Origin of the sequence: Streptomyces sp. NPDC048275 (assembly GCF_040652275.1) — a bacterium.
In the GTDB taxonomy this organism is placed as follows: domain Bacteria; phylum Actinomycetota; class Actinomycetes; order Streptomycetales; family Streptomycetaceae; genus Streptomyces.
This window is the reverse complement of sequence record NZ_JBEZLR010000042.1, coordinates 52,916-77,905: the sequence shown is the minus strand read 5'-3', so window position 1 is coordinate 77,905 and position 24,990 is coordinate 52,916. Positions and strand designations below refer to the sequence as shown.

The window sequence follows — 24,990 nt, the reverse complement described above, 5'->3', positions numbered from 1 at the left end:
AGGAGCGGGGTCTGGTGCGTGCAGCTGCAAGGCGGAGGAGGGAGTGATGGCGGAGCCATCGCGACCGACGACAACGCGGCAGATGTGCGTGCCGGTCCCCGCGACGCCGCCCTCCCATTGCCGGTCGGCCTGAACTGCGGTTCCTCGCTCAGTCAGTCACGCTGGGCAGATGGGAGTGTGGGAACTCCTGCTGGTCGGCGTGGTGATCGTGCTCGGCCTGGCCGGAGTACTGGTGCCCGGCGTGCCCGGGACGTGGCTCGTCTGGGCCGCGGTCCTGTGGTGGACGCTGACCGACCCGCAGCCACTCGCCTGGGGCGTACTCGTGGGCGCGACCGTGGTCCTGCTGCTGGCCCAGGCGATCCGCTGGGCGCTGCCGCCGCGACAACTGCGGGAGAGCGGCGCCACCCCCCGCATGGCAGTGCACGCGGGGGTCGGGGCGCTGCTCGGCTTCTGTCTGCTGCCGGTGGTCGGCGCGATACCCGGGTTCCTCGGTGGGATCTATCTCTACGAGCGGCGGCGCCTGGGCGGGCACGGGCCGGCGGTGGCGGCGGTGCGGACGGTCATGCGGTCGGGCGGGTGGAGCGTGCTGACGGAACTGTTCGCCTGCCTGCTGATCATGGGGGCGTGGCTGGGGGCGGTGATCTGGGGCTGACACAGCTCATCGGGAGCGGTTCAAGGGACCAGAGCCGTCAGGTCGATCGTGTCGGCCATCGCCCGCATGCCCGCGTCGTTGAAGTGGAGGTGGTCGCCGGGGTCGTAGGCGGGGTGGATGCGGTGCGGGGCGGCCGGGTCGCGGACGGTCGCGTCGAAGTCCGCGACCCCGTCGAAGAGGCCGCCGTCGCGGATGAAGGCGTTGACCGCCTGGCGGACGCCCTCGCGGGCCGGGGTGTAGCCACCGTGACCGCCGTACGGGGTGAGGGTGGCGCCGATGACCCGGATCCCGCGGGCGTGGGCGCTCGCCACGATCCGGCGGTACGCGTCCTCCAGGGCACCGGGGTCCGTCTGTTCCGGCGTGCCCTTGATGTCGTTGATGCCCTCCATCACGATCACCGTGCGCACCCCGGCGCGGGAGAGGACGTCGGGGCCGAGCCGGTCCAGCGCGCTGGGGCCGCGGCCCTCCAGCAGGAGGCGGTTTCCCGAGATCCCCGCGTTGAGGACGCCCAGCCGACGATGCTCGGGCAGGCCCCGCAGGCGGGCGGCGAGCCGGTCGGGCCAGCGGTGGTTGGCACTGAACGTCGAACCGGACCCGTCGGTGATGGAGTCCCCGAGCGCGACCACACTGCCGACGGCGGACGAGCCGAACACGTCGACCCCGGTCACGTAGTACCAGTTGCCGAGGGGGACGGTGTAGGCGGCGCCGAGCTCATCGGCGGTCCAATCGCCCCCTTGGCCAAGGAAGTTGGCCTGGAGAGCCGAGCGGTGGTAGGTCGCCGGGCCTGAGTCCGTGGGTGTATGGACCGAGATCAGGAGGTTGGCGTCGGCGGGAATCGGCAGGCCGACGGGGTCGGTGACCACGTCCATGCCCACCGGGACGGTCACCGACCTGGCACCGGCGAAAGTGGCCACGCGCATCGACCCGGGCACGGCGTTCGGGCTTTCGCTCGCGCCCAGCTCCTGCAACGCGAGGGTGACGGAGCCGAGTTGGAGGGGTGCGGTGCCGAGCCGGTTGGAGATCCGGACACGGGCCGCGCTCCCCCCGACGCTGGTGTGCACGACGTTGCGGATCGAGGCGCCGGGCTGTGCGGGGACGGTGCCGGAGGGGGCGCCTTCCCAGGTGCCGACCCAGCGTTGACCAGGGGCGGAGGCAGAGACAGGGGCCGAAACGAACCCCGCGTCGGCTCTTGCGTCGGCTCCCGTGTCGGCTCTCGCGGCCTGCGGGGCGAGGGTCAGGACGGCCACCAGGGCGGCGAGGAGGTGCCGGACCTTGATCGCGCGGGTCATGGAGGCATGATGTCCCTGGCCGCCCGCCCCGTCCGCCCCCGCAGCGGAATGTCACGCCTTTGGCCGCACCCGTACGCCCATACTCGTACGCCCATGTCCGTGGAGGCCGTCACCGAGATACCGGGCAAGAGCGCGTACCTCGTGCGGCGCGAGGGGGACTCGGCAGTCGAGGAGCGCGTGGAACCCCGGCTGCTCCCCGCCCCTCGGCACTGACGGGTTCACCCGCCCCCGTGCCCAACTCCTCTTCCCTCCTCAGGTGTTGAACGGCGTACGACCGCCATGGGCGCCACGCGTCCGGGACGTCCTCGCCGGGCGGCGCCACGTCGGGGTCGCCGAGGGCGCGGGTACGGATGACGGCGACGGTACGTGCGTCCAGGCCCGGCAGTGCGAGCAGCGCGTTCTCGGCGTCGTCGCGGTCCGCGCCCGCGTCGAGCCGCAGGGTGGCGTCCGCGAGCGCGGCGGCGAGCGCACCGAGGGGGCCGTCGGGCTCGGCCTCCGCGAGGACGGCGGCTTCCGGGAACACATGGGTGAGCGTGCCGCACGGGGCGTCCAGCGCCTTGCCGTACCGCCGCACCAGCCGCTCGGCCTCCGCCCGCCCCACGAGCGCGCGCACGGCCAGCTCGTCCGGATCCGCGGCGCCCGGCGAGCGCAGGCCCGGCCGGGCGGCGACCAGCGGAGCCAGCCGCGGATCTGCTCCGAGCCGCTCGTCCACGGCGTACGGATCGGCGTCGAGATCGAAGAGCCGGCGCAGCCGCTGCACGGCGGTGGTGAGATCGCGCAGGTCGGTGAGGTGCAGCCGCGCGTCGAGCCAGCCGCCGGGGTGGGCGGAGCCGGCCGCGAGCTTTCCCGCCACCGTCCCTGACGGAACCCCCTCGGCCCCCTCGTCCACCGCGACGATTCCGGTGCCGTACGGAAGGCGCAGAGCGCGTCGGTACGTACGGCTGCCGACGGTGCCGTTCACGTCCTCCACTCCCGGGATCGCCTCGCGGGCGAGGAGGTCGAAGACGGCAGTGGACTGGTACGGACCCCGGTGGGCGAGGCGCAGGGGGATCCCGGCGGTCGGGGTGGCCGCACGCCGGGCGGCGGAGCCACCGCGCGGTGCGGCGGCACGCACCTCACTCGGCGTCGAGGCGTACACCGCCCGGATCGTGTCGTTGAACTGCCGCACACTGGCGAACCCGGCCGCGAACGCGATCTCCGTGATCGGCAGGTCGGTGGTCTGCAACAGGACACGTGCGGTGTGGGCGCGCTGGGCACGGGCCAGTGCGACGGGCCCCGCGCCGACCTCGGCGGTGAGCTGCCGCTGCACCTGGCGAGCGCTGTATCCGAGCCGCACGGCAAGTCCCCCGACGCCCTCGCGGTCGACGACGCCGTCGCCGATCAGGCGCATGGCACGGCCCACGACGTCGGCCCGTACGTTCCACGCCGCGGAACCGGGCGCGGCGTCCGGGCGGCATCTGCGACAGGCCCGGAAACCCGAACCCTGTGCCGCGGCCGCCGTCGCGTAGAACCGCACGTTCTGCCGCTTCGGCGTCACCGCCGGGCAGCTGGGCCGGCAGTAGATCCCCGTCGTCTCGACGGCGAAGAAGAACTCCCCGTCAAACCGTGCGTCCCTGCTCCGCACCGCCTCGTACCTGGTCTCTTCGTCGATCACGCCTACCAGTGTGCGTCGCGACGACGGGCCGGGCTGGCGGAAATCGGACGTGGGGTTCGAGGTTCGGGGGCGCCCCCGCCGCCCCTACCCTCCAAGCACCCGCCCGGCACCATCCAGCCCGTCCGGCGTTTGAGGACGAGCTTCGGGCGAAGGCGGGGGTCCAGGGGGCGCAGCGCCCCTGGCGGAGGTCTGGGGGCGGAGCCCCCAGGAACGGATGATGGGGGTCCCCTCTGCTCGAGCGAAGCCGAGAGCTTGGGGGAGGGTAGGGGCGGCGGGGGCGAGAATCCCACCCCCGCCCACCCGACTCAGGCCAAGTGCCAACGCCCCCGCTTGGCCTCCATCGCCGCCTTCCCCTCCGCCCCCTTCCGCTTCCAGTCCCGCCGGATCTCCGCCCGCACCCGGGCATCCGTCTTGGCGACGATCCGCTGGTTCTCACGCAACAGCTTGCGGTAGCTGTCGAGCCGACGTTCCGGAAGCTCACCGGCCTCGACGGCGGCGAGAACGGCGCAGCCGGGCTCCGCGACATGCGCGCAGTCCTGGAAGCGACACTCCGTGGCGAACTCCTCGATCTCGGAGAAGACCTGCCCGACGCCGCTCTCGGCGTCCCAGAGGCCGACGCCACGCAGGCCCGGCGTGTCGATGAGGACACCGCCGCCGGGAAGGGCCAGGAGGTTGCGGGTCGTCGTGGTGTGCCGGCCCTTGCCGTCCACGTCGCGCGCCGCCTGCACCTCCATGACGTCCTCGCCGAGGAGAGCGTTGGCGAGGGTCGACTTGCCCGCACCGGACTGACCGAGGAGGACAGCCGTACCGCCCGACAGGACCGCCTCGAGGACATCGAGTCCGTCACCGGCGTTGGAGCTCACGGCCAGCACCGGAACACCCGGCGCCGTCGTCTCCACGTCCTGCACGAGGTGCCCGAGCGTCGCCGCGTCCGGCACCAGGTCGGCCTTGGTGAGCACGACCACCGGCTGCGCGCCGGGCTCCCATGAGAGTGCCGACTCGTGCAGCAGTGCCTCACCACTCGGAGTGGACATGGCGAGCGCCAGGAACCGCTCGATCCGCGCGAGGTCCAGTTCTGCCGCGAGCGACACACAGATGACGACGTAATCGATGTTGGTGGCCAGCACCTGGCCCTCGGAACGCTTCGACGACGTCGAACGCACGAAGGCGGTACGACGCGGCAGCAGCGTCCGTACGTACCGAGGGTCGCGGCCCTCGGGGTCGACGGCGACCCAGTCCCCCGTGCATACGACCTTCATCGGGTCGCGGGGAACGACGAACTCGGTGTCGGCACGGATGACGCCGTCGGCGGTGACGACATCGCACTGCCCTCGGTCGACACGTACGACACGGCCGGGCAGGAGACCCTGCGCGGCGTGCGGGGTGAACTCGGCCTCCCAGTCCGCGTCCCAGCCGTACGGGGCCAGCGGGTGAGAGGAAAACGAGGACGAACCCAAGAGAGAGGAGAAAGACAAGGGGTGGCCCTTCACAGGGGTGGCCCCGGCACCGCGCGCTGTGACGCGGAGTGAAGAGAGGTCAGCCGGAGGCCACGGAGGTGGACTTGATGAACTTCCGGATGCGGGCAACGCCCATCGCAACGACAGCCATCGGTCAACACCTCCCAGAACAAACGAGTCACCTGCGGCAACCGATCACTGGTCACAGCTCGAACAGCACCGACCATAGGGGCCCTGGGGCCGCGGCGCCACCGCATTAGCGCTCACTACCTGTGGGCCGCTCTGATCCCCCATGTCTGTGCGGCAGGCGTGGGGTGACAGGGCCGCAGCAGACATAACCACATTTAATTTCAAATGATACATTATCGAACGAATGGATAGTTGTAATATGCGCTCATGACCGCCGACGCTCCTCAGCCAACCACCGCCTCGCGCGCGACCGACCGCCCCGGGGACACCTCGCCTTTCGCTCTCGGCCTGCTGCTGCGCCAGGCGCACTGGCGCGCGGCCGCCGTGATGACGGAGGCGCTTCGGCCGCTCGGCATCGAGTTGCGGCATTTCGCCGTGCTGATCGTTCTGGTCGACCGCGGGCCTACGGTCCAGCGGGACCTGGCGGCGGCGACAGGGTCGGACAAGGCGGGAATCATGCGGGTCGTGGACGACCTGGAGCGCAAGGGGCTGGCCGTACGCAAAGCCGTTCCGGGGGACCGGCGGGTGCGGGCAGTGGAGATCACGCCTCAGGGCATCGAGCTTTTCGATGCGGCCCATGTGGCGGCGGCTCCCCTGGCCGAGCGCCTGGTTGCCGAACTGGGGCCCGGCGAGCCCGAGCAGCTGACGGCCCTGCTGACCCGGTTCACCTATCCCGCAGGCGGCGAGGCGTAAGCACACCCGCACGACGGTTGCCTGCCGCGTGGGCGCCCTTTGTCCCATGCGGCTCGAGGCACGGCCCGCCGACAGGCCGAACAGTCGGGCCGCCCCTAGCGCCGGGCCTCCGGGCCTCCGGGCCTCCGGGGACAGAGCGCCACATCGTCACCGCCGGAGAGGGCGCAGATGACAAGGACGCCGTGTGACGTCCTCGGTCGAGGTGTCACACGGCGTCCATGGCCCGGGGGGTTACGCGGTGAAGCGCTCCGCGAGCTCCTTGGCCTTGGTGACCGCTTCCTCGAGGGCGCGCTCGCGGGAGGCCTCGAAGAGGGGGATCAGTTCGGACATGGCCGGGTTGCGGGGGGCCAGGGTGAGCTCCGGGACGATGAACTGGAGTTCCATGGCGAAGGTGTCCTTCAGGACGGCCTCCAGGTAGTTCTGGACGTACTCGAAGCCCTCACGCGGGGTGCCCGGCCGGTAGGAGCCGCCGCGGCTGGCGACGACGACGACCGGGGTGCCCTTGAGGGAGGGGTTCTCGCCCGCGGTGCGGCCCATCAGGTACACGCCGTCCAGCCACGTCTTGAGGGTCGACGGGATCGTGTAGTTGTGCATGGGGGCGCCGATCAGGACGGCGTCCGCCTGCTCCATCTCCTCGATGAGCTTCACGCGCGCGGCGAACGCGGCGGCCTGCTCAGGGGTGTGGTCGGACGGGGCGGCGAATCCGGCGGAGAAGGCGACGGCGTTGATGTGCGGGACCGGGTCGGCGGCGACGTCGCGGTAGACCACCGTGCCCTCCGGGTGCTGCTCCTCCCATGCCTTGCGGAAGGCGGCCGTGACCGTACGGGACGAGGACGCCCCGCTGGGGAAAACGGACGAGTCGATGTGCAACAGCGTGGCCATGGACTTTCTCCAATGTGCGGTGCCCGAGGCAGAGGACCAAGGGGCTGATGGTTCGTGCTCAACAATAGTTAAACACAAGATGGTATTGAATGATACTGTCGTGAGTGTGACGGAGGCATCAACGTTGAGCAGATGGGAGTTAAACGATCATGGACATCTATGAGGCGGTCACGAGCCGACGGGCGGTGCGCGGATTCACCGACCAGCAGGTCCCGAGGGAGACCCTGGAGCGCGTGCTGTCCGCCGCGGCCTGGTCGCCGTCCGCATCGAACCTCCAGCCGTGGCACGCCTACGTGCTGACCGGCGCGCCGTTGGCCGAGCTCAAGAAGCGTGCCGGCGAGCGTGTGGCCTCAGGTGACCCCTGGGACGAGGCGGAGTACGTGCAGTACCCGCCCGACCTGAAGTCCCCCTACTGCGAACGTCGATCCGCCTTCGGCGAGCAGCGCTACGGCGCACTCGGTATACCGCGCGAGGACATAGAGGCACGCCAGAGAGCCGCTTCCGCGAACTGGGACTGCTTCGGCGCGCCCGCCGCACTGTTCTGCTACATCGACCGCGACCTGGGCCCGGCCCAGTGGTCCGACGTCGGCATGTATCTGCAGACCGTCATGCTGCTGCTCCGCGCCGAAGGCCTGCACAGTTGCGCACAGATGGCATGGGCGAAGTATCACAAGACCGTCGCGGAGGTCCTGTCGCCCCCGGACGAGCTCCTCCTCTTCTGCGGCATGTCGATCGGCTACGAGGACCTCACGGTGAGTGACCCCCGTACAGGCCGGGCACCGCTCGCCGAGACGGTCACGTTCGTCGACGGTTAGGGCCTGTCCGGCGGATCATGCCGGAGACGCGGGATCGCGTCGATGCCCTGCTCAGGCGCGCTCGAAATCGAACGGGCTGCCTGTGCGGAAGACCAGCCGCACGCCCGAGGGCTGGGCCTCCGCCATGGCCGGCTGCCCGTCGGCGCACTGTGCGCGGGCCCGGGCGGGCAGCCGGTGCGGCAGCACCCCGTGCGCGGTGCGATCGAGGGAGAACGCACCGCGCAGGAGGCCTGCCGTGACGGGTGTGGTGATCCAGTCCGTCGTCCGGGGGCCGGCGGCGGAGCCGGGGACGTCGTCGTGCTGATCGCTCATCATGCTCAGCCTGTCCAGCTGATTCCTGATCCGCGCATGATGTTCCGGCCCGGCACCGTCCGCACGGTCACGTCATCCGCTCGTGCAACGGGCGCTGTTCAGCGTGAAGTTGCGCGGAGACGAGTTGGAGCCCTGCCATGACGCGAGGAAGCCGAAGGCGAACGTGCCCTTCGCGGCGACGGCCTTGTTGTAGTCGGCGGCGGTGGCCGTGACCTCGGCTTCGTCCTGGGCGAAGGTGCCGTCCCACATCTGACCGACCTGCTGGCCGTCCGTGAAGGTCCAGCCGAGGCGCCAGGTGTCGAGGGCCTTGGTGGAGGTGACGGTGACGTTGGCCTGGAAGCCGTCCGGCCACTCGTTGACGATCTCGTACTTCACCTGACAGACCGCCGACCCGCTCTTCGCGTCCTTCGCGTCCTTCGCGTCCTTCGCGTCCTTCGCGTCCTTCGCGTCCTTCCCCGACGCACCCGACTCACCCGACTCACTTGGCTTGTCGGCGGGTGACGAGGACTCGCCCTGGGCTTCCGGATCGGAGCGCACCTCCGGCCGTGACGTCGAGTCCGCGGTTTTGGGCACCCCCGACACACTCGTCGGGAAAATCACTCCCGGGTCAGCCACGGGCTGCCGGTCCGCGGATTCGCCGCCTGCGGTGGCGCCCCCGTCCTTCGCCCCGAACGGCATCACCGAGACCGTCAGCGCCAGCGCGGACACGATGACGGCCGCGACCAGGATCCCGGTCCGGCCGATCCGGGGCCGGACCACCCTGCCCTCGGCCAGGCCCGTGTCCAGGGTCGCGTCCGTACGTCCGCCGGCCAGCCCCGCCTCGGCGGCCCGGCGGCGGCGCTCCAGATACGCGAGGCCACCCCAGCCGATCACGCCGCCCGAGAGCGCCGCCGGCAGTCCGCCGCCGTGCAGCCGCAGACACGCGGCCGCCTCCGCGCACTGCACGCACCGGGCGAGATGCCGCGAGAGGTCCTCAGGTGTCTCGGCGCCGGGCGAGCGGGTGACCGCGTCGAGGAGCCGCGCGTAGCTGCGGCAGTTGGCATCCATCGGCGTGTCGAGGTGATTGCGGTGGCAGCGGTCCCGGAACAGCGCCCGCACCTGGGCGAGTTCCGCGGACGTGGCCGCCGGATCGAGGCCGAGCCGTCGGGCCACCGCGGGCAGTGGCAGCGACTCGACCTCGGCGAGCCACAGCAGCGCCGCGTCGGGCTCCTGCATGTCCCGCAGGCCGCGCAGCGCGAGCGGGCGGTTCAGCGGCGGCCCGGTGTAGCGCTCGGCCTTGTCGGAGTTGAGCCACAGCCGCAGATCGGGGTCGAGCCGATGGCCCTGCCCCTGTATCTCCCAGGCGGCGGCCGCGGTCCGAACCGAGGTCAGCAGCAGGGGTATCCGGGGCAGGCGCAGCATCCTGCGCCCGGTACTCTTCTCTCCGGCTGTGGCCGCGCGCGCCTCTTGGATGCCGTGCGTGAACGCCTCGGTCGCCAGCTGTGTCGCCGCGGCCGAACCGGATGTGCAGAGATCTGCGTAGGACAGGACCGCGTCCCAGCACTCCGAGAGCAGTGCGGCCTCGGCGGCGTTCTGGGGGGTCGGCAGGTCAGGCATGGGGGGCTCCTGCATCAACTGCTTCCATGTGCAACGTCAAGCAATGTCAATGTCAACTCACCTTCTAGACAAGGGAGTTGATCGCCGTCTCAACGACGGGGGCCCGAGCTTTTCACGGTTCTTACACAACTGACAAGCGAGGTATTCAAATGACGCCGTAAGCGGTTGCGCCACCGTGTCTCCGCCCGGCTCCGGGCGCCCCTCATGCTGTACGTACGCGACGCCGAGAAGTATCGATCCCGACCGACCTTTACGCGACCTTCGCCCTTCGCCTCTACGGGCGGGACGGCTCGTCCGCGGACTCCCGTGCCGGGAGGCTGTCCATGAAGGAGCTTACGGAGAAGACCGCTCGGCCCGGTCCGGGCGGACCGTATCCGGGCGGCGACGAGAGCCCGAAGTCCTCCATGGTGGAGCGGTAGGCCTCCAGAAGCCGGATGTGGTACTCCAGCGGCGCGCCCTGCGGGTTGGCCTTGCCGAGTGGGGTCGTCGGCTCCGGGCACCAGGTGGTGAAGCGGGGCGTGATGCCGTGCGACATGAAGAAGCGCAGCCCCTCGGTGGTGGAGGCGATGGCCTCGTCGACGGTGGTGAAGCCGAAGGGCTCGGCCATCTCCACGCCCGCCACGAAGTTCGGGATGACATTGCGGGCGCCGAAGATCTCCGCCGAGTCGAGGATGCGCTTGTGCCACTCGTCGCGGCCGACGTAGCGCTCCTTCCCGGGGCAGTACAGCTCGAAGAGCCGGCGGTCCCACACTTCATAGTTGGGGTGGTAGATCTGCACGCCGTAGTCCTTGAACCGCTGCACGTCGTCCCGCGGCAGCGCCTGTGCGACGACCTTCCCGATCCACCGCCCGGGGAAGCGCTCCTCGATGGCCTTGGCGTAGTGCCCGTAGAAGTCGGCCTCGCCGCGCCCGGCGACCGTCTTGGTGATCGCGCCGCCGGTGAGGGTGTAGGCGGTGGACGACTTGGCGGTGTCGTACCGGTCGATGATCTCCAGCGCTTCGAGGACCTCCTCGACGTCCTTCACGCCGGTGTACGGACGGCCAGCCGCCTTGTGCTGGCGCCAGTTGTGGTTGATGTCGCAGTACTGGCACTCCTCCTTGGCCCCGAAGTACTGGCAGACGCGGAAGACGGTGAGGTAGATGAGGTACCCCCACTGAATGGTCGGGGCCACCTCCATCACGGACTTCCCGTTGGAGAGGGTGTGCCGGTAGTACTCGGGCATCGGGGGCACCCCGACGTCGGAGATCCGCTTCCCGTCGAGATAAAGCCCGAGCATCCCGTCCTCGTCGGCGGCCACCCGGTACGGCGACGCCGGATTGACCCGCACGGACACCACGGTCCGCCGCAGGTCGTACGGGCCGCCCGTGAGGATGATCTCCTCGGGCGGGCGCCTCAGGGCCGCCTCGCCCAGCTCGGGCAGGGTGCCGTGGTCGAAGGAGAAGATGAAGTACGACTTCGGCTTGACGTCACCCTTCTCGTTGTCGCTCAGCGCCGATGCGTCGAAGGCCACACCTCCGCGGAGCAGGTCCTCCTTGAAAACCGCTTCCCGCGGCACATGCGGGAACCGCTCCATCAAATCCTCTACCAGCGCGGTGCGGCTGCCGCCCATCCCGATCTCCTCGCTCCCGACTTGTCCCTGCTCGCCCCGTCTCATCGTGGGCTTTCAGGCTCCGTGCTCGACTCCTCACGGTATGCCTCTGCCTGCGCGTCAGCTGTGCCGGGGCCCTCGTGCCGCGCCCCGGGGCCCACATCCGCGCCCGCCACGGGCGTCGCCCTAGAGTCCCGCCCATGACCACGACACCGGTACGTCTCCACCACACGGACCACCCCGGCACGGCCCCCACCCTCCTCCTCGTCCACGGCTGGGGCGGCAGCGGCGGGGACTGGGATCCCACGCTCCCCTACTGGCGGCACCGGGTGCTCGTCCCCGATCTGCGCGGACACGGCCGCTCCCCGAAACCCGCCGAGGGGTACGGCGCGGGTGACTTCGCCGCCGACCTGGCGGAGCTGCTTCTGCGGCTCGGTACCGGCCCGGTGATCGCCGTCGGACACTCGATGGGCGGGCAGGCGGTGACGGCGCTCACGGTCGAACACCCGGATCTCGTACGAGGGTTGGTCGTCGTCGATCCGGCGTACGGCAGGGACGAGGCGGAGGCGGCGAGGATACCCGCGGAACAGGAGGAACTCAGGAAGGAGGGCACGGAGTGGGCGGCGCGCTTCGTGGAGGGGGCCTTCCATCCGGGAACAGACGACGAACTGCTCAACCGGCAAAGGCAGTTGATGCTCGACATGGACCCGGACGTGCTGCTCCAGTGCCGTGTCGGGATGTATCTCGCGCCGGACGCCTTCGGACTGCGACCCGCCACGGGCGCGTATCTCGCGCGGCGCCGGTGCCCCGTCCTCGGCGTGTACGCGACCTCACGGGCAGCCCAGTTCGAACGCGAAACGTTGAGCGACCCGAGGTCGCACGTGGTCGTGTTCGACGGGGCCGGGCACTTTCTGCACGAGGAGCGACCGCGGGATCTCGTGGAGCTGACGGAACACTGGGTGGCCGGCATCGGCAAGGCGCTCTGACGACAGAGCAGCACCCATCCCCCAGGCATCAGAAGCACCCACCCCTCCGACACCTGAGCACCACCCACCCCCTCCGACGACCGAGGAGCGGGGTGCCGGACGCGGAACCCCACGGCGGGGGGCCGGACGCGGAACCCCACGGCGGCGGGCAGGCGCAGAAGCCCCACGACGGGGGCCGGGGGGGCGAAGCCCCACAGCCAGGGCCGGGGGGGCGAAGCCCCACAGCCAGGGCCGGGGGGGGCGAAGCCCCACAGCCAGGGCCGGGGGGGGCGAAGCCCCACAGCGGGAGCCGGGGGGCGAAGCCCCACAGCGGGAGCCGGGGGGCGAAGCCCCACAGCGGGAGCCGGGGAGGCGAAGCCCCTTGGCCGGGTCCAGGGCAAAGCCCACACCGGGGATCCAGGGGCGAAGCCCCTTGGCAGGGTCCGGGGCGGAGCCCCGGGAGGATGGGACGGGTAGGGGCGGCGGGGGCGAAAAACCCCACGCGACACCCCCAACGCAATGGTCAAGCGGCCCGATCCAGCACCTCGCGATCGACCCGGTAGGCCAACTCCCTCCCGGACAGCAACCGTTCGATCTCGTCCACGACCGTCAGCCCGAGCCGAGCGACCTCGTTGCCCTGGGAGCCCGCGAGGTGCGGAGTGATGAAGGCGTTCGGGAGGTCGTAGAGCGGAGAGTCCGCCGGCAGCGGCTCGGGCTCGGTGACATCGAGAATCGCACTGATCCGCCCGGCCCGCAGCTCCTCGATGAGCGCACCATGGTCGACGAGCGAGCCGCGTGCGGTGTTGATGAGCACCGATCCACCGGCCATCCGGGCAAGTTCACGGCGCCCGATCAGGTGCCGGGTCTCGGCCGTCTCCGGAGCGTGGATGGTGACGATGTCACTGGTGCGCAGCAGATCGTCGAGCGACAGCAGGGAGACCCCGAGCGCGCCGGCCCCCGCCTCGTCGACGTACGGGTCGGCGAGGCTCACCTCCAGGTCGAAGGGCCGCAGCAGTTCGATGAGCCGACGGCCGATGCGGGAGGCCCCGACGATACCGACGCGGCGCCCGAAGTTGCCGATGCCGGGGACGATCCCCTCGTGGGGGAAGGCGCGCCGGGTGCGCAGCCGGTCGCGATGGGCGAAGAGATCCTTGCCGGCGAGCAGGATCATGGCGAGCGTGTACTCGGCGACAGGCAGCGCGTTGGACCCGGCCGCCGACGACACGGCGATCCCGCGCTCCCAGACCGCGGGCGTGGTGAAGCTCTTGACCGAGCCCGCGGCGTGCAGCACGGCACGCAGCTTCGGCGCCGCGTCCAGGGTCGCGGGGTCGAGCGCGGGACAGCCCCACCCGGTGATCAGAATCTCCGTCTCGGCTAGGGCGTCACGGACCCGTGCGTCCGTGAAGTCCTCGGCCACCAGAGCGGGATCGATGTCCACGAAGTCACGCAGCCGGGCCAGTGTCGCCGGCGGAAAGATCTGCGGCACGTTCTCGGCGGTCATGGCGAACATCGCCACGGGGCGCTCGGGCAAGGAGGTGACCTTCCGGCTCGGTGAGTCCATCGACAGCAACCGGTCTCCACGGTGACAGCAACCGCGATAGCAACCGGTTTCTACGCTAGCTGCCGCCGCGCGAGAGGGTCAATGGACGTGCTGATGGGACGGCAGGCCCGGCGAGGTAGTTTCCAGCGGGGGCCACCGCACGGCCGCCAACAGCAACTTCCCGTGGAGGGATCACAGGGATGACACAGACCCTGACCAACTGGGCCGGCAACATCACGTACACCGCCAAGGAGCTGCACCGCCCGCAGTCGCTCGACGCGCTCGCGGCGCTGGTCGCGGACAGCGCGCGGGTACGCGTCCTGGGCAGCGGGCATTCGTTCAACGCGATCGCCGAGCCGGGCGAGGACGGCGTCCTGCTCTCGCTGACCGCGCTGCCGCCGACCGTCGACGTCGACACGACGGCCCGTACGGTACGGGTCGCGGGCGGCGTCCGGTACGCGGAACTGGCCCGCCGGGTGCACGAACACGGTTTCGCCCTGCACAACATGGCGTCCCTCCCGCACATCTCCGTGGCGGGCTCGGTGGCGACCGGCACGCACGGATCGGGAATCGGCAACGGTTCGCTCGCCTCGGCCGTCCGCGAGGTCGAGCTGGTCACGGCGGACGGCTCGACCGTGACGATCGCCCGGGGCGACAAGCGCTTCGACGGGGCCGTGACCTCCCTCGGCGCTCTGGGCGTCGTCACCGCGCTCACCCTGGACCTGGAAGCGGACTTCGAGGTGAGCCAGCATGTCTTCACCGAACTCCCGCTGGCGGGGCTGGACTTCGAGACGGTGGCGGCGACGGCGTACAGCGTGAGTCTCTTCACCGACTGGGGGCGCCCCGGTTTCCGGCAGGTATGGCTCAAGCGGCGCACCGACCAGCCGCCGGCCGATTTCCCGTGGGCCGCGCCGGCCACCGAGGCGATGCACCCCGTGCCCGGGATGCCCGCCGAGAACTGCACCCGGCAGTTCGGCGTCCCCGGCCCCTGGCACGAGCGGCTGCCGCACTTCCGGGCAGAGTTCACGCCGAGCAGCGGGGCCGAGCTGCAATCCGAGTATCTGCTGCCGCGACCGCACGCCCTGGCGGCGCTCCAGGCCCTCGACGCGATCCGCGAGACCATCGCGCCGTTGCTGCAGATCTGCGAGGTGCGCACGGTCGCCGCCGACAGCCAGTGGCTGAGCCCCTCGTACGGGCGGGACACCGTGGCCCTGCACTTCACATGGGTGGAGGACACGGCGGCCGTACTGCCGGTGGTGCGGCGGGTCGAGGAGGCGCTGGACCCGTTCGATCCCCGGCCGCACTGGGGCAAGGTGTTCACGACCGCGCCGGCGGTGCTGCGCGGGCGCTACCCGCGGCTGGGCGAGTTCAAGACACTGGCCGACTCCCTGGACCCGACGCACAAGTTCACCAACGCCTTCGTGAACACCTTCGTGAACGACTGAATGGGCGGCTGAGCGGACGGCAGAGGGGATGGCAGAGGGGGCGAGCAAGTCAGTGACCGAGTGAGCGGCCGATTGTCGACTACAGGCTTTCTCCACCCCATTTCCTAACCCCTTGTCGAATGTCCGTCCCAGGCCATAGCCTTGCGCCGCGCCGGGGCCGACGAGCTTCGTCATGCCGCGGTTCGGCAACGAGCCGCCCCGGGGCCCGCGGCGGTTCGGAGAATCAAGGTGGCAAGGCCCGTGAAGCGCACATCACGCGACATCCGCACCGCGAACCGCTATGGGGTGCTGCGCCAGATCATCGCCGCGTCGCCCACCTCCCGGCAGGAGTTGGCGGCCGCCACCGGGCTCAGCCTCGCCACGGTCGCCACACTCGTCGGAGAGCTGCTCGAGCTCGGGATGCTGACCGAGGTCGGGTTCGAGGACTCCGCGGGTGGCCGCCCGCGGGGTCTCGTCGCCGTCAACGCGTCGGGGGGCGCGTTGATCGGCGTCGACATCGCGGAGACGTACGTACGCGTGGAGCTGTTCGACCTCGCGCTGAACGTGCTCGCCCGCGCCGCCGAGCACATGCGCCCCGGTGAGAGCCGCCCGGAGCATATCGTCGGGCATGTCGCCGCCGCCGTCGGCTCGGTGGTCGCGCAGGCCGGGATCGAGGGCGCCCGCGTGCTCGGTGTGGGCGTCAGCGTCCCCGGCCAGGTGGATCGCGACACCGGGATCTCCGAGTACGCGCCGAACTGGGACTGGCACGACGTGCCGCTGCTGGATCTGCTCGCCGAGCACATCGCCTACCCCCTCTACCTCGACAATCCGCTGCGCGCCTGCGCGGTGGCCGAGTTGTGGTTCGGCGCGGCCCGCGGGCGCGGGGACGCCGTCGTCGTCAATCTGGGCACGGGGGTCGGCGCCGGGCTCGCACTCGGCGGCGGGCTGCATCGCGGGGTCAGCAACAGCGCGGGCGAGTGGGGCCATACGACGCTGGTGCTGGACGGTCGGCCGTGCCACTGCGGCAATCACGGCTGCGTGGAGACGTATGTCGGGGCGCCCGGAATCATGCTGAACCTGCGCGAGTTGAGCCCGGACAGCCCGCTGCTGCACGCCGAGGACCAGACCGCCACGATCGACGCGCTGTCCCGCGCGGTCGCCGCACACGACCCGGTGGCGCTCAAGGCGGTCCGGGACACCGCCCGTTACCTCGGCGCCGGCATCGCGGACCTCGTCAACCTCCTCAACCCCGAAGTCGTCGTACTCAGCAGCTGGGTCGCCGCCGCGCTCGGCGAACCGCTGCTCCATGAGGTGCGCGAGGCGGTCGCCCGGCACGCGCTGAGGCGTCCGCTGGCCGCCACCGAGATCGTCCTCTCCCCCATTCCGACCGATCCGGTCTGCCTCGGAGCCGCGACGTTCGCCCTGGAAGGGGCGCTCCAGTCGGTCGGCCAGAGGCCCGCCAAGCGCACCACGGCCGCGAAGAGCCGTACCGCACCGGCTTCATGACGGCAGCGACGTCAACCCCCTGAGGGGGCTGGTGGGCCCTCAGGGACAGCCCGCCGCCCCACGGCCCGTTCGGCCCTCCGAACCGGACGCAACGCTTCGAACAGACTTCGTCCAACCCCTTGCCGAAGCCTTAGCCGAAGGTTAACGTCCCGCTCCGCACAGCGAATTCGAGCCGTAGCCGTACTCGAGACAAGGACGTCAACATGTCGGCGATGAGCAACAACTGGGACCGTCGATCCGTACTGAGGGCCGCCGCGGGCCTGGCCGCACTGGGCCCGCTCGCCGCGTGCGGCAGCAACAACGGCCGCAGTGGCGGCGGTTCGGGCAACGGCCTCGTCCAGTACTTCCACGCCTACGGCGAGACGGGCACCGAGCAGGCGATCAAGAAGTACGCGGCGGCCTACGACAAGGCCGACGTCACCACGCAGTGGATCACCGGCTCGAACTTCGAGAGCAAGCTGTTCGCGACCCTGCTCACCAAGAACGCGCCCGACCTCTTCGAGTTCCACCCGCAGATCCAGCTCATCAAGAGCGGTCAGGTGGCCGATCTGACGGACATCATCGATCCGGTCAAGGACGACTTCAACCAGGCCGACATCGCCTCGCACACGGTGGACGGGAAGATATACGGCGTCCGGATGATCGACGACCCGCAGTTCTTCTTCTACCGCAAGTCGATGCTGGAGAAGGCCGGCGTCGGCGTGCCGCAGACGCTCGACGAGCTGATCGAGGCCGCCGCCAAGCTCACCACGGACAAGGTCAAGGGCGTCTACCTCGGCAACACGCTGCAGGCGGTCATCCGCCCGATGATCTGGGCGGCCGGCGCCGACACCCTCGATGCGAAGAACGAACCCGCCTATCACACGGACGGTGTCGTCGAGGGCCTCAAGGCGATGCGCAAGCTGTTCACCAGCGGTGACCTCCTCCTCGACGCCCCGGCCGACTACTGGGACGCGTCCGCGCTCACCCAGGGCCTCACCGCCATCCAGTTCTGCGGCATGTGGGCGATGCCGGTGATGCAGGAGGCGCTCGGCGACGACCTCGGCGTCTTCCCCTTCCCGAAGGTCGGCGACGCCGGCAAGCCCTCGGTCTACAACGGCGGCTGGTCGATGTTCGTCAACGCCAAGGGCGACAAGGTCGACGAGGCCAAGGAGTACGTGAAGTGGCTGTGGCTGGACCAGAAGGAGTACCAGGAGGACTGGGCCCTCTCCTACGGCTTCCACATCCCGCCACGCACCTCGATCGCCGAGTCCGCCGAGAAGCTCAAGTCGGGGCTGCCGGCCGAGGGCGTCAAGCTCTTCAGCGACTACGGGCACTTCGACAACATCGGCTGGACCCAGGCCATGATCAAGGCGACGGAGGATATGTTCGCCGACTCGGTCCGCAAGGACGGTGACCCGGAGGCCGCGCTCGACACGTGCGACAAGGTGGTCAACACCGAGCTGAAGAAACTCTTCGGATAGTCGCCGGACGGATCACGACATGTCGACGACCACCTCGCGCGACCTCGCGCACCCCGCCCCGGCGAAGGCCTCCCCGGCCAAGCCACGGCGGGGGCTGCGGGGCAGCGGCACCCTCAACTTCTGGATCTTCACCGGGCCGTTCCTCATCGGCCTGCTGATCTTCGTCTACGTCCCGATCGGCTGGAGCATCTGGCTCAGCTTCTTCGAGGCCCGCTTCACCGTCACACCCAGCACGTTCGTCGGTTTCGACAACTACCGGTTCATGCTGGAGAACGAGAACTTCACCGGCGCCCTCGGCACCTTCACCGTCTTCGCCGCGATCATCGTGCCCACCACCTGGGCGCTGTCGCTGGGGCTGGCCCTGATGGTGAACCGGCTGCGGTTCATGCGGGCGTTCTTCCGGTCGGTCTTCTTCCTGCCGACCGCGTGCAGCTATGTCGCCGCCTCCCTCATCTGGAAGATGTCCCTGTTCAACGGTGTCCGCTTCGGTCTGGCGAACACCGTGCTGGGCTGGTTCGGCGTCGAGAACATCGCCTGGCTCGCCAACCCCGATCCGCCGTGGTACTGGCTGGTCATCGTCTCCGCGCGCCTGTGGCTGCAGTCCGGCTTCTACATGATCCTGTTCCTCGCCGCACTGCAGAACATCCCCGGCGAGTTGTACGAGGCCGCCGCGATCGACGGCGCCAAGCCGGGGTGGCAGACCTTCTGGCACATCACGCTGCCGCAACTGCGCGCGACCTCCACGGCGGTGATCCTGCTGCTGCTGATCGCCGCCTACCAAGCCTTCGACGAGTTCTTCAACCTGCTGTCGAAGACCACCTGGGGACGGCCACCGCTGGTCGAGTTGTACTACACCGCCCTCGGTGACAGCCAGGACTACGGGGCGGGCAGCGCGGGCGCGGTGATCCTGACCCTGCTGATCGTCGTCATCACCCTGTTCCAGGGCAAGATCATGGGCTTTGGAAGGGGTGAGGAGTCCAAGTGACCACGACCGCACCTGAGGTGACGAAAACCGCCCCGGCCGGCCGGCCCCGCGCCGGACGCGGCCGGGGGGTCATGAGCTCCGCCGGCCTGTACGCCGCCACCGGCGTCGCGGCCTTCCTCTTCCTGATCCCGTTCTACGTCATGCTCCGCAACGCCCTCTCCACCGACGCCGAGATCACCGGTGAGGACTGGGCGCTCTTCCCCACGGACATCCAGTGGGGCAACATCACCGAGCCGTTCAAGGACACGACGACCGACTTCGGCCAGTCGATGGTGAACTCGCTGATCGTCGGCGTCCTGCACACCGTCGGCACCCTGCTGGTCTGCTCGCTCGCCGGATACGGCCTGGCCCGCATCCCGTACAAGCACGCCAACAAGGTCTTCTACGGGGTCCTGTTCACCCTGATGGTCCCGACCGCCGTCACGTTCGTGCCGGGTTTCGTGCTGGTTTCGTCCCTGGGCTGGATCGACTCCTACCGCGGTCTGATCATCCCGGGCCTCTTCAGTGGTTTCACCTGCTTCCTCTTCCGGCAGTACTTCCTGGGGTTCCCCAAGGAGCTGGAGGAGGCGGCGCGGGTGGACGGGCTCGGCTACTGGGGCGCGTACTGGCGTGTCGTGGTGCCGAACTCGCTGAACTTCTTCGCGGCGATGGCGACCATCACCTTCATCAACGGCTGGAACGCCTTCCTGTGGCCGCTGGTCATCGGCCAGGACCCGAGCGCGTGGACCGTCCAGGTCGCGCTCTCGAACTACATGACCAACCAGACCGTCAACTACCACCTGATCTTCATGGCCACCGCCATTTCCATCTTGCCCCTGCTGTTCGTGTTCCTCTTCCTCCAGCGCTGGCTGGTGCAGGGGATCGCACAGACGGGCATCAAGGGCTGAGCCACACCAAGGCTGAGCCACATCAAGGGCCGATAGGAGACCGATGTCTTTCCGCGCAACTACCGCCATTGACTATGTCGAGGACGTCTCGCCCGGCAGCGGGGTGCTTGCGCCGCGCGCCCGGTACGCGTCCTCGGACGCCAGAACCTTGTCACTGAACGGCAGTTGGCGCTTGCGTGTGTCTCCCACCGCGGACGCCGAGGACGACTCCTTCGCGGCCGAGGGGTACGACGCCGGGGACTGGGCCGAGGTCTCGGTCCCCGGTCACTGGGTGCTGCAGGGTCATGGCGCACCGATCTACACCAACCACCTCTACCCGTTCCCGGTCGACCCGCCCCGGGTGCCGACCGAGAACCCGACCGGCGACCATCTGCACACCTTCGATCTGCCGTCCGACTGGCCCTCGGACGGCGGCACGGTGCTCCGCTTCGACGGTGTCGAGTCCTGTGCCCGCGTCTGGCTGAACGGCACGGACATCAGCGAGTTCAAGGGCTCCCGGCTGCCGCACGAGTTCGCGGTGGGCCATCTGTTGCAACCGAGCGGGAATGTGCTCGCGGTCCGCGTCCACCAGTGGTCGGCCGGCTCGTACCTGGAGGATCAGGACCAGTGGTGGCTGCCCGGCATCTTCCGGGACGTCACGCTGCTGCACCGCCCGGCGGGCGGCGTGCTCGACTTCTTCGTGCACGCGTCGTACGACCATGTCGAAGGGCTGGGGACGCTGCGCGTCGACTCCGACGTGGACGGGCGGGTCACCGTGCCCGCCCTGGACATCGATGTCGCGACCGGCGAGTCCGTCACCGTGCCGGTCGAGGCGTGGAGTGCCGAGATACCGCGGCTGTACGACGGTGTGCTGGCCACGGAGGGCGAGCGCGTGCCGCTGCGGATCGGTTTCCGCACGGTCGTGCTCGAGGACGGGCTGATCAAGGTCAACGGCCACGCGATCCTCTTCAAGGGCGTCAACCGGCACGAGTGGCACCCCGAGCGGGGCCGCGCGCTCGACCTGGAGACCATGCGCGAGGACGTGCTGCTGATGAAGCGGCACAACATCAACGCCGTCCGCACCTCGCACTACCCGCCGCACCCCGCCTTCCTCGACCTGTGCGACGAGTACGGCCTGTGGGTCATCGACGAGTGCGACCTGGAGACCCACGGCTTCGTCGAGCAGGACTGGCGGGACAATCCCGTCGACGACGACCGCTGGACCCCGGCCCTGCTCGACCGCGCGGCCCGCATGGTCGAGCGCGACAAGAACCATCCGTCGATCGTCATCTGGTCGCTCGGCAACGAGGCCGGCACCGGACGCGGGCTCACCGCCATGGCCGAGTGGATCCGCGGCCGGGACGCCTCGCGGCTCATCCACTACGAGGGCGACATCGACTGCCGGGACACGGACGTCTATTCCCGGATGTACGCCGACCACGCCGAGGTCGAGCGGATCGGCCGAGGCCAGGACGGCGGCACCCACCGGCGACGCGGGCTCCCCTTCATCCTCTGCGAGTACGGGCACGCCATGGGCAACGGCCCCGGCGGGATCGCCGACTACCAGCACCTCTTCGAGTCGTACGACCGTATCCAGGGCGGTTTCATCTGGGAGTGGATCGACCACGGCATCCAGGACGAGCGCTACGGGTTCGCGTACGGCGGCGACTTCGGCGAGGAGCTGCACGACGGGAACTTCGTCTGCGACGGGCTGCTGTTCCCGGACCGGACGCCGTCGCCGGGTCTCGTCGAGTACAAGAAGGTCATCGAGCCGGTCCGGATCGACGGTGACGGTTCGGACGGGACCGTACGGGTGACGAACGCCTACGACTTCGCCGACCTGTCCGCGCTGGCCTTCGAGTGGTCCTACGACGTCGACGGCGAGACCGTCGAGACGGGCGCGCTGTCCGTGCCCCCGCTCCTCCCGGGCGAGTCCGCGGACGTGAAGCTTCCGCCGCCCACCGCGGACGCGCGGGGCGGTGAGACGCGGTGGACCGTGCGGGCGCTGCTCGCGGCCCAGGCCGCATGGGGGCCACAGGGACATGTGGTGGCGTGGGCTCAACTCCCCGTTTCACCAAGCCCGTCGACGCCGGTGGCACAGGGTGACGCCCCGGTGCTCGGTGAGCGGCAGATCACCCTGGGCCCGGCCGCCTTCGACGCCCGTACCGGTGCGCTGCGGACGATCGGCGGCCTCGACGTCACCGGGCTGCGCCTGGACGTGTGGCGGGCGCCGACCGACAACGACAGCGGCGCGGCGTGGCAGCCCGATCTGCGGTACGGCCTGCTCTGGCGCGAGCTGGGACTGCACCGGATGCAACACCGCCTGGACGCGGTGGAGTTGGGCGAAGACGCGCTGACCGTACGGACCCGGGTGGCGCCCGCCGCCCGGGAGGCGGGCCTGCGCACGGTGTACCGGTGGACGTCCGACGGGACGCGGCTGCGGCTCACCGTGTCCGTGGCGCCCGAGGGCGACTGGACGCTGCCCCTGCCCCGGCTCGGGATCCGACTCGGGCTCGCGGGCTCGGCGGATCAGGTGAAGTGGTTCGGCGGCGGCCCCGGCGAGGGCTATCCGGACACCAAGGCGGCCTCGATGGTGGGTCGTTGGTCGTCGACGGTGGACGCGCTGCAGACGCCGTACGTCCGTCCGCAGGAGAACGGCGCACGCCCCGACGTCCGCTGGGCGGAGATCGGCGGGCTGCGGATCGAGGGCGAGCCGGAGTTCTGGTTCACCGCGCGCCGCTGGACGTCGGAGCAACTCGACGCCGCCGAGCACCTGACCGACCTGTCGGCGGGCGACACGGTGTGGGTCAACCTCGACCACGGCCAGCAGGGCATCGGCTCGCAGTCGTGCGGTCCGGGCGCGCTGCCCCAGTACCAACTGCGGGCTGTTCCCGCCGAATTCACGTTCGTCTTCTCGGAGATTCATGACTGACACCCTCACGAAGACTGCGGCCGGTCGGCTTTTCAGCCGACCGGCCGCGGTCGCGTCCTGCGCCGGATTCGTACTCATCGGCATGCTCCAGGCGCTGTACGGCCCGGCGGTCCCGGGCCTGCGCGAGGAGTACGGCCTGACTCCCTCCGCCGCCGGCCTCGGCCTGAGCCTGCACTTCACCGGCGGTGTCGCGGGCGTCCTGGCGTTCAACGCGATCCACTCCCGGATCTCCAACAGATCTCTGCTGGCCGCGAGTTACGCCCTGATGGCGGTGGGCGGCGCGGGCTTCGCGTTCGCCCCGAACTGGCCGTTCGCCCTCGCCGCCGCCTTCCTCGGCGGGCTCGGCTTCGGCGGCATCGACTACGGCCTCAACCAGTTGTTCGCGGTCGGCTTCGGCAACCGCTCGACAGCCATGCTGAACGTCCTGAACGCTCACTTCGGCATCGGCGCGGTGCTCGGCCCCGCGCTCATCGCCTGGCTGGGTCCCGGCGACTACGCGTACGCCTTCGGTGCCGGCGCCGTGCTCGCCGGGGCGCTGATCCTGTGCACGGGCGGCGTCCGCAGCCAACCGCCCCGAACCGCCCAGAGCCTCGGCGAGAAGCCCGCCTCCGGCGGACTGCTCTCGCGCGTGCTCGTCGGCTTCCTGGCCCTGTACATACTGAACGTCGCCGTCGAAGCGGGCGTCGGCGGCTGGGAGCCAACCCACCTGGAGACCGTCGGCTACAGCGCGACGGTCGCCGCCTCCGCAACTTCCGTGTACTGGCTGATGCTGACCGCCGGCCGCTTCCTGGTCGTCCCGATCACCCTGCGGTACGCGCCCGAGCGCATCCTCGCGGTCTGCGCGGCCGGCATGACGGTCTGCCTGCTGCTGGCGCTGATTCCGGGGGCGGCCCCGGTGGCGTACGCCGGTGTGGGCCTGTTCATCGCGCCCGTCTTCCCGACCGGGCTGCCCTGGCTCAACAGCGCCCTCCCCCAGGCGAAAAGAGCCGGCGCCTGGGTGATCGCGGCCTCGATGATCGGAGGTGTCGCGGCTCCCCCGCTCCTCGGCGCGGGCATCGAGGTGTCGGGGATCCACGCGGTGCCGTGGCTGCTGACCGTGCTGTCCGCCGCCTCCCTCGCGGCGACCGTGTGGCTGATCGCCCTGACCCGAAAGGCCTCTTCGTGAGCGGAAGCATCCAAGTACGCGGTCTGTCCCGGACCTTTCACACCACCGTCCGCCGCCCCGGCTTCACCGGCGTCCTCAAGTCCCTGGTCAGCCCGGAGCGGGTCGCGAAGGAGGCCGTCTCGGACGTCTCCTTCGACGTGGCCCCCGGCGAACTGCTCGCCCTGCTCGGCCCGAACGGCGCCGGCAAGTCCACCACCATCAAGATGCTCACCGGCATCCTCACCCCGACGTCCGGCGAGGCACGCGTCGCGGGGGTGGTCCCGTACCGGGAGCGCGAGCGCAACGCGCGCAACATCGGCGCGGTGTTCGGGCAGCGCACCCAGCTGTGGTGGGACCTGCCGGTGCGGGAGTCGTTCGCGATCCTGCGCGACATCTACGGAGTGCCGGAGCGTGAACACCGCGTCCGCCTCGGTGAGTTCGATGAGCTGCTCGAACTGTCCACCTTCTGGGACACCCGCGTGCGCCATCTCTCCCTCGGCCAGCGGGTGCGCTGCGATCTCGCCGCCGCGCTGCTGCACGACCCGCCCGTGGTGTTCCTCGACGAGCCCACCATCGGCATGGACGTGGTGGTCAAGGAACAGGTGCGCGGCTTCCTCAAGCACCAGGTGGAGTCGCGCGGCCGGACGGTGCTGCTCACCACGCACGACATGACGGAGGTCGAGCGGCTCGCCGAGCGTGTCGTCCTGATCAACCACGGGCGTCTCGTCCTCGACGGCACCCTGGACGAGATCCGCCGCACGTTCGGCTCCACCTGGCAGGTGCGGGCCACGCTCGCCGATCCGCAGGCCCCTGTCTCGCCGCTGCCGGGGATCGCGCTGCTGCGCCGGGAGGGCCCGCAGGTGGTGTTCGGCCCGGACGGTCCTGACGCCCCGACGGTCCACCAGGCGCTCAAGCTCGTCATCGAGCGGTACGAGGTGTCGGACCTCGCGATCGACGAGGCCGACCTCGAGGACGTGATGCGGGCGGCGTACGTCCAGGCGTCGGTTCCCGAGTCCGCCCAGGCGGTGGCCGAGTGAG

General features: G+C 70.1%; 19 protein-coding genes and 1 pseudogene. 12 read left to right on the top strand and 8 right to left on the bottom strand.

Translation table 11 applies throughout. The features are described 5' to 3' along the window. Positions 1–169 precede the first annotated feature (169 nt). Complete coding sequence (locus AB0D57_RS24465) at positions 170–652, top strand: DUF456 domain-containing protein (protein ID WP_362076678.1); 483 nt, start codon at positions 170–172, stop codon at positions 650–652. A 20-nt stretch (positions 653–672) separates the two neighbouring features. Here the strand turns inward: AB0D57_RS24465 and AB0D57_RS24460 are convergent, their stop codons facing one another. From AB0D57_RS24460 to rsgA, 3 genes are all read right to left on the bottom strand, one after another. Next, positions 673–1,941, bottom strand: coding sequence for an SGNH/GDSL hydrolase family protein (locus AB0D57_RS24460; protein WP_362076675.1), 1,269 nt, complete (start codon positions 1,939–1,941; stop codon positions 673–675). A gap of 109 nt (positions 1,942–2,050) precedes the next feature. Next, positions 2,051–3,592, bottom strand: a complete 1,542-nt coding sequence (locus tag AB0D57_RS24455) for an AlkA N-terminal domain-containing protein (RefSeq protein ID WP_362076693.1) — start codon at positions 3,590–3,592, stop codon at positions 2,051–2,053. Between the two features lie 308 nt (positions 3,593–3,900). Next, on the bottom strand, positions 3,901–5,070 hold the full coding sequence (rsgA, locus tag AB0D57_RS24450) for a ribosome small subunit-dependent GTPase A (protein ID WP_362076672.1): 1,170 nt from the start codon (positions 5,068–5,070) through the stop codon (positions 3,901–3,903). Between the two features lie 378 nt (positions 5,071–5,448). On the opposite strand from rsgA, the gene AB0D57_RS24445 reads away from it, so the two are divergent. After that, positions 5,449–5,934, top strand: a complete 486-nt coding sequence (locus AB0D57_RS24445; RefSeq protein ID WP_362076669.1) for a MarR family winged helix-turn-helix transcriptional regulator — start codon at positions 5,449–5,451, stop codon at positions 5,932–5,934. 231 nt (positions 5,935–6,165) lie between these two features. Here AB0D57_RS24445 and AB0D57_RS24440 read toward each other — a convergent pair whose 3' ends face one another. Continuing rightward, on the bottom strand, positions 6,166–6,816 hold the full coding sequence (locus AB0D57_RS24440; RefSeq protein WP_362076666.1) for an NAD(P)H-dependent oxidoreductase: 651 nt from the start codon (positions 6,814–6,816) through the stop codon (positions 6,166–6,168). A gap of 149 nt (positions 6,817–6,965) precedes the next feature. Between AB0D57_RS24440 and AB0D57_RS24435 the strand changes: the two genes are divergently transcribed. Then, positions 6,966–7,631 (top strand): nitroreductase, encoded by a 666-nt coding sequence (locus tag AB0D57_RS24435; protein ID WP_362076663.1) that lies wholly within the window; start codon positions 6,966–6,968, stop codon positions 7,629–7,631. Positions 7,632–7,712: 81 nt separating this feature from the next. Here the strand turns inward: AB0D57_RS24435 and AB0D57_RS24430 are convergent. The 3 genes and pseudogenes from AB0D57_RS24430 to AB0D57_RS24420 form a co-directional block, all read right to left on the bottom strand. Beyond that, a pseudogene (locus AB0D57_RS24430) lies at positions 7,713–7,943 on the bottom strand (lipase); the annotation flags it as partial. 72 nt (positions 7,944–8,015) lie between these two features. Beyond that, positions 8,016–9,539 carry a cellulose binding domain-containing protein gene (locus AB0D57_RS24425; RefSeq protein WP_362076660.1) on the bottom strand — a complete coding sequence of 508 codons (1,524 nt, stop codon included), beginning with the start codon at positions 9,537–9,539 and terminating at the stop codon, positions 8,016–8,018. Positions 9,540–9,813: 274 nt separating this feature from the next. After that, positions 9,814–11,148, bottom strand: coding sequence for a radical SAM protein (locus AB0D57_RS24420; protein ID WP_362076657.1), 1,335 nt, complete (start codon positions 11,146–11,148; stop codon positions 9,814–9,816). A 179-nt stretch (positions 11,149–11,327) separates the two neighbouring features. On the opposite strand from AB0D57_RS24420, the gene AB0D57_RS24415 reads away from it, so the two are divergent. After that, on the top strand, positions 11,328–12,113 hold the full coding sequence (locus AB0D57_RS24415; protein ID WP_362076654.1) for an alpha/beta hydrolase: 786 nt from the start codon (positions 11,328–11,330) through the stop codon (positions 12,111–12,113). A gap of 502 nt (positions 12,114–12,615) precedes the next feature. Here the strand turns inward: AB0D57_RS24415 and AB0D57_RS24410 are convergent. Beyond that, the gene (locus AB0D57_RS24410) at positions 12,616–13,623 is read right to left on the bottom strand and encodes a hydroxyacid dehydrogenase (RefSeq protein ID WP_362076690.1); all 1,008 of its coding nucleotides are present in this window, start codon (positions 13,621–13,623) and stop codon (positions 12,616–12,618) included. A gap of 209 nt (positions 13,624–13,832) precedes the next feature. On the opposite strand from AB0D57_RS24410, the gene AB0D57_RS24405 reads away from it, so the two are divergent. The 8 genes from AB0D57_RS24405 to AB0D57_RS24370 all read left to right on the top strand — a co-directional run bounded on the left by AB0D57_RS24405 (position 13,833) and on the right by AB0D57_RS24370 (position 24,989). Further along, positions 13,833–15,077, top strand: coding sequence for an FAD-binding protein (locus tag AB0D57_RS24405; RefSeq protein ID WP_362076651.1), 1,245 nt, complete (start codon positions 13,833–13,835; stop codon positions 15,075–15,077). A gap of 240 nt (positions 15,078–15,317) precedes the next feature. Further along, the gene (locus AB0D57_RS24400; protein WP_362076648.1) at positions 15,318–16,562 is read left to right on the top strand and encodes an ROK family transcriptional regulator; all 1,245 of its coding nucleotides are present in this window, start codon (positions 15,318–15,320) and stop codon (positions 16,560–16,562) included. Positions 16,563–16,765: 203 nt separating this feature from the next. Then, positions 16,766–18,025, top strand: a complete 1,260-nt coding sequence (locus tag AB0D57_RS24395) for a sugar ABC transporter substrate-binding protein (protein WP_362076645.1) — start codon at positions 16,766–16,768, stop codon at positions 18,023–18,025. A 19-nt stretch (positions 18,026–18,044) separates the two neighbouring features. After that, complete coding sequence (locus AB0D57_RS24390) at positions 18,045–19,010, top strand: sugar ABC transporter permease (protein ID WP_362076642.1); 966 nt, start codon at positions 18,045–18,047, stop codon at positions 19,008–19,010. After that, on the top strand, positions 19,007–19,897 hold the full coding sequence (locus AB0D57_RS24385; RefSeq protein WP_362076639.1) for a carbohydrate ABC transporter permease: 891 nt from the start codon (positions 19,007–19,009) through the stop codon (positions 19,895–19,897). The genes AB0D57_RS24390 and AB0D57_RS24385 overlap by 4 nt, the downstream gene beginning before the upstream one ends. A gap of 43 nt (positions 19,898–19,940) precedes the next feature. Then, positions 19,941–22,808, top strand: a complete 2,868-nt coding sequence (locus tag AB0D57_RS24380; protein ID WP_362076636.1) for a glycoside hydrolase family 2 TIM barrel-domain containing protein — start codon at positions 19,941–19,943, stop codon at positions 22,806–22,808. Beyond that, positions 22,801–23,973 carry an MFS transporter gene (locus AB0D57_RS24375; RefSeq protein WP_362076633.1) on the top strand — a complete coding sequence of 391 codons (1,173 nt, stop codon included), beginning with the start codon at positions 22,801–22,803 and terminating at the stop codon, positions 23,971–23,973. The genes AB0D57_RS24380 and AB0D57_RS24375 overlap by 8 nt, the downstream gene beginning before the upstream one ends. Then, the gene (locus AB0D57_RS24370) at positions 23,970–24,989 is read left to right on the top strand and encodes an ATP-binding cassette domain-containing protein (RefSeq protein ID WP_362076630.1); all 1,020 of its coding nucleotides are present in this window, start codon (positions 23,970–23,972) and stop codon (positions 24,987–24,989) included. Before AB0D57_RS24375 ends, AB0D57_RS24370 begins: the two co-directional genes overlap by 4 nt. The last annotated feature ends 1 nt before the right edge of the window (position 24,990 follow it).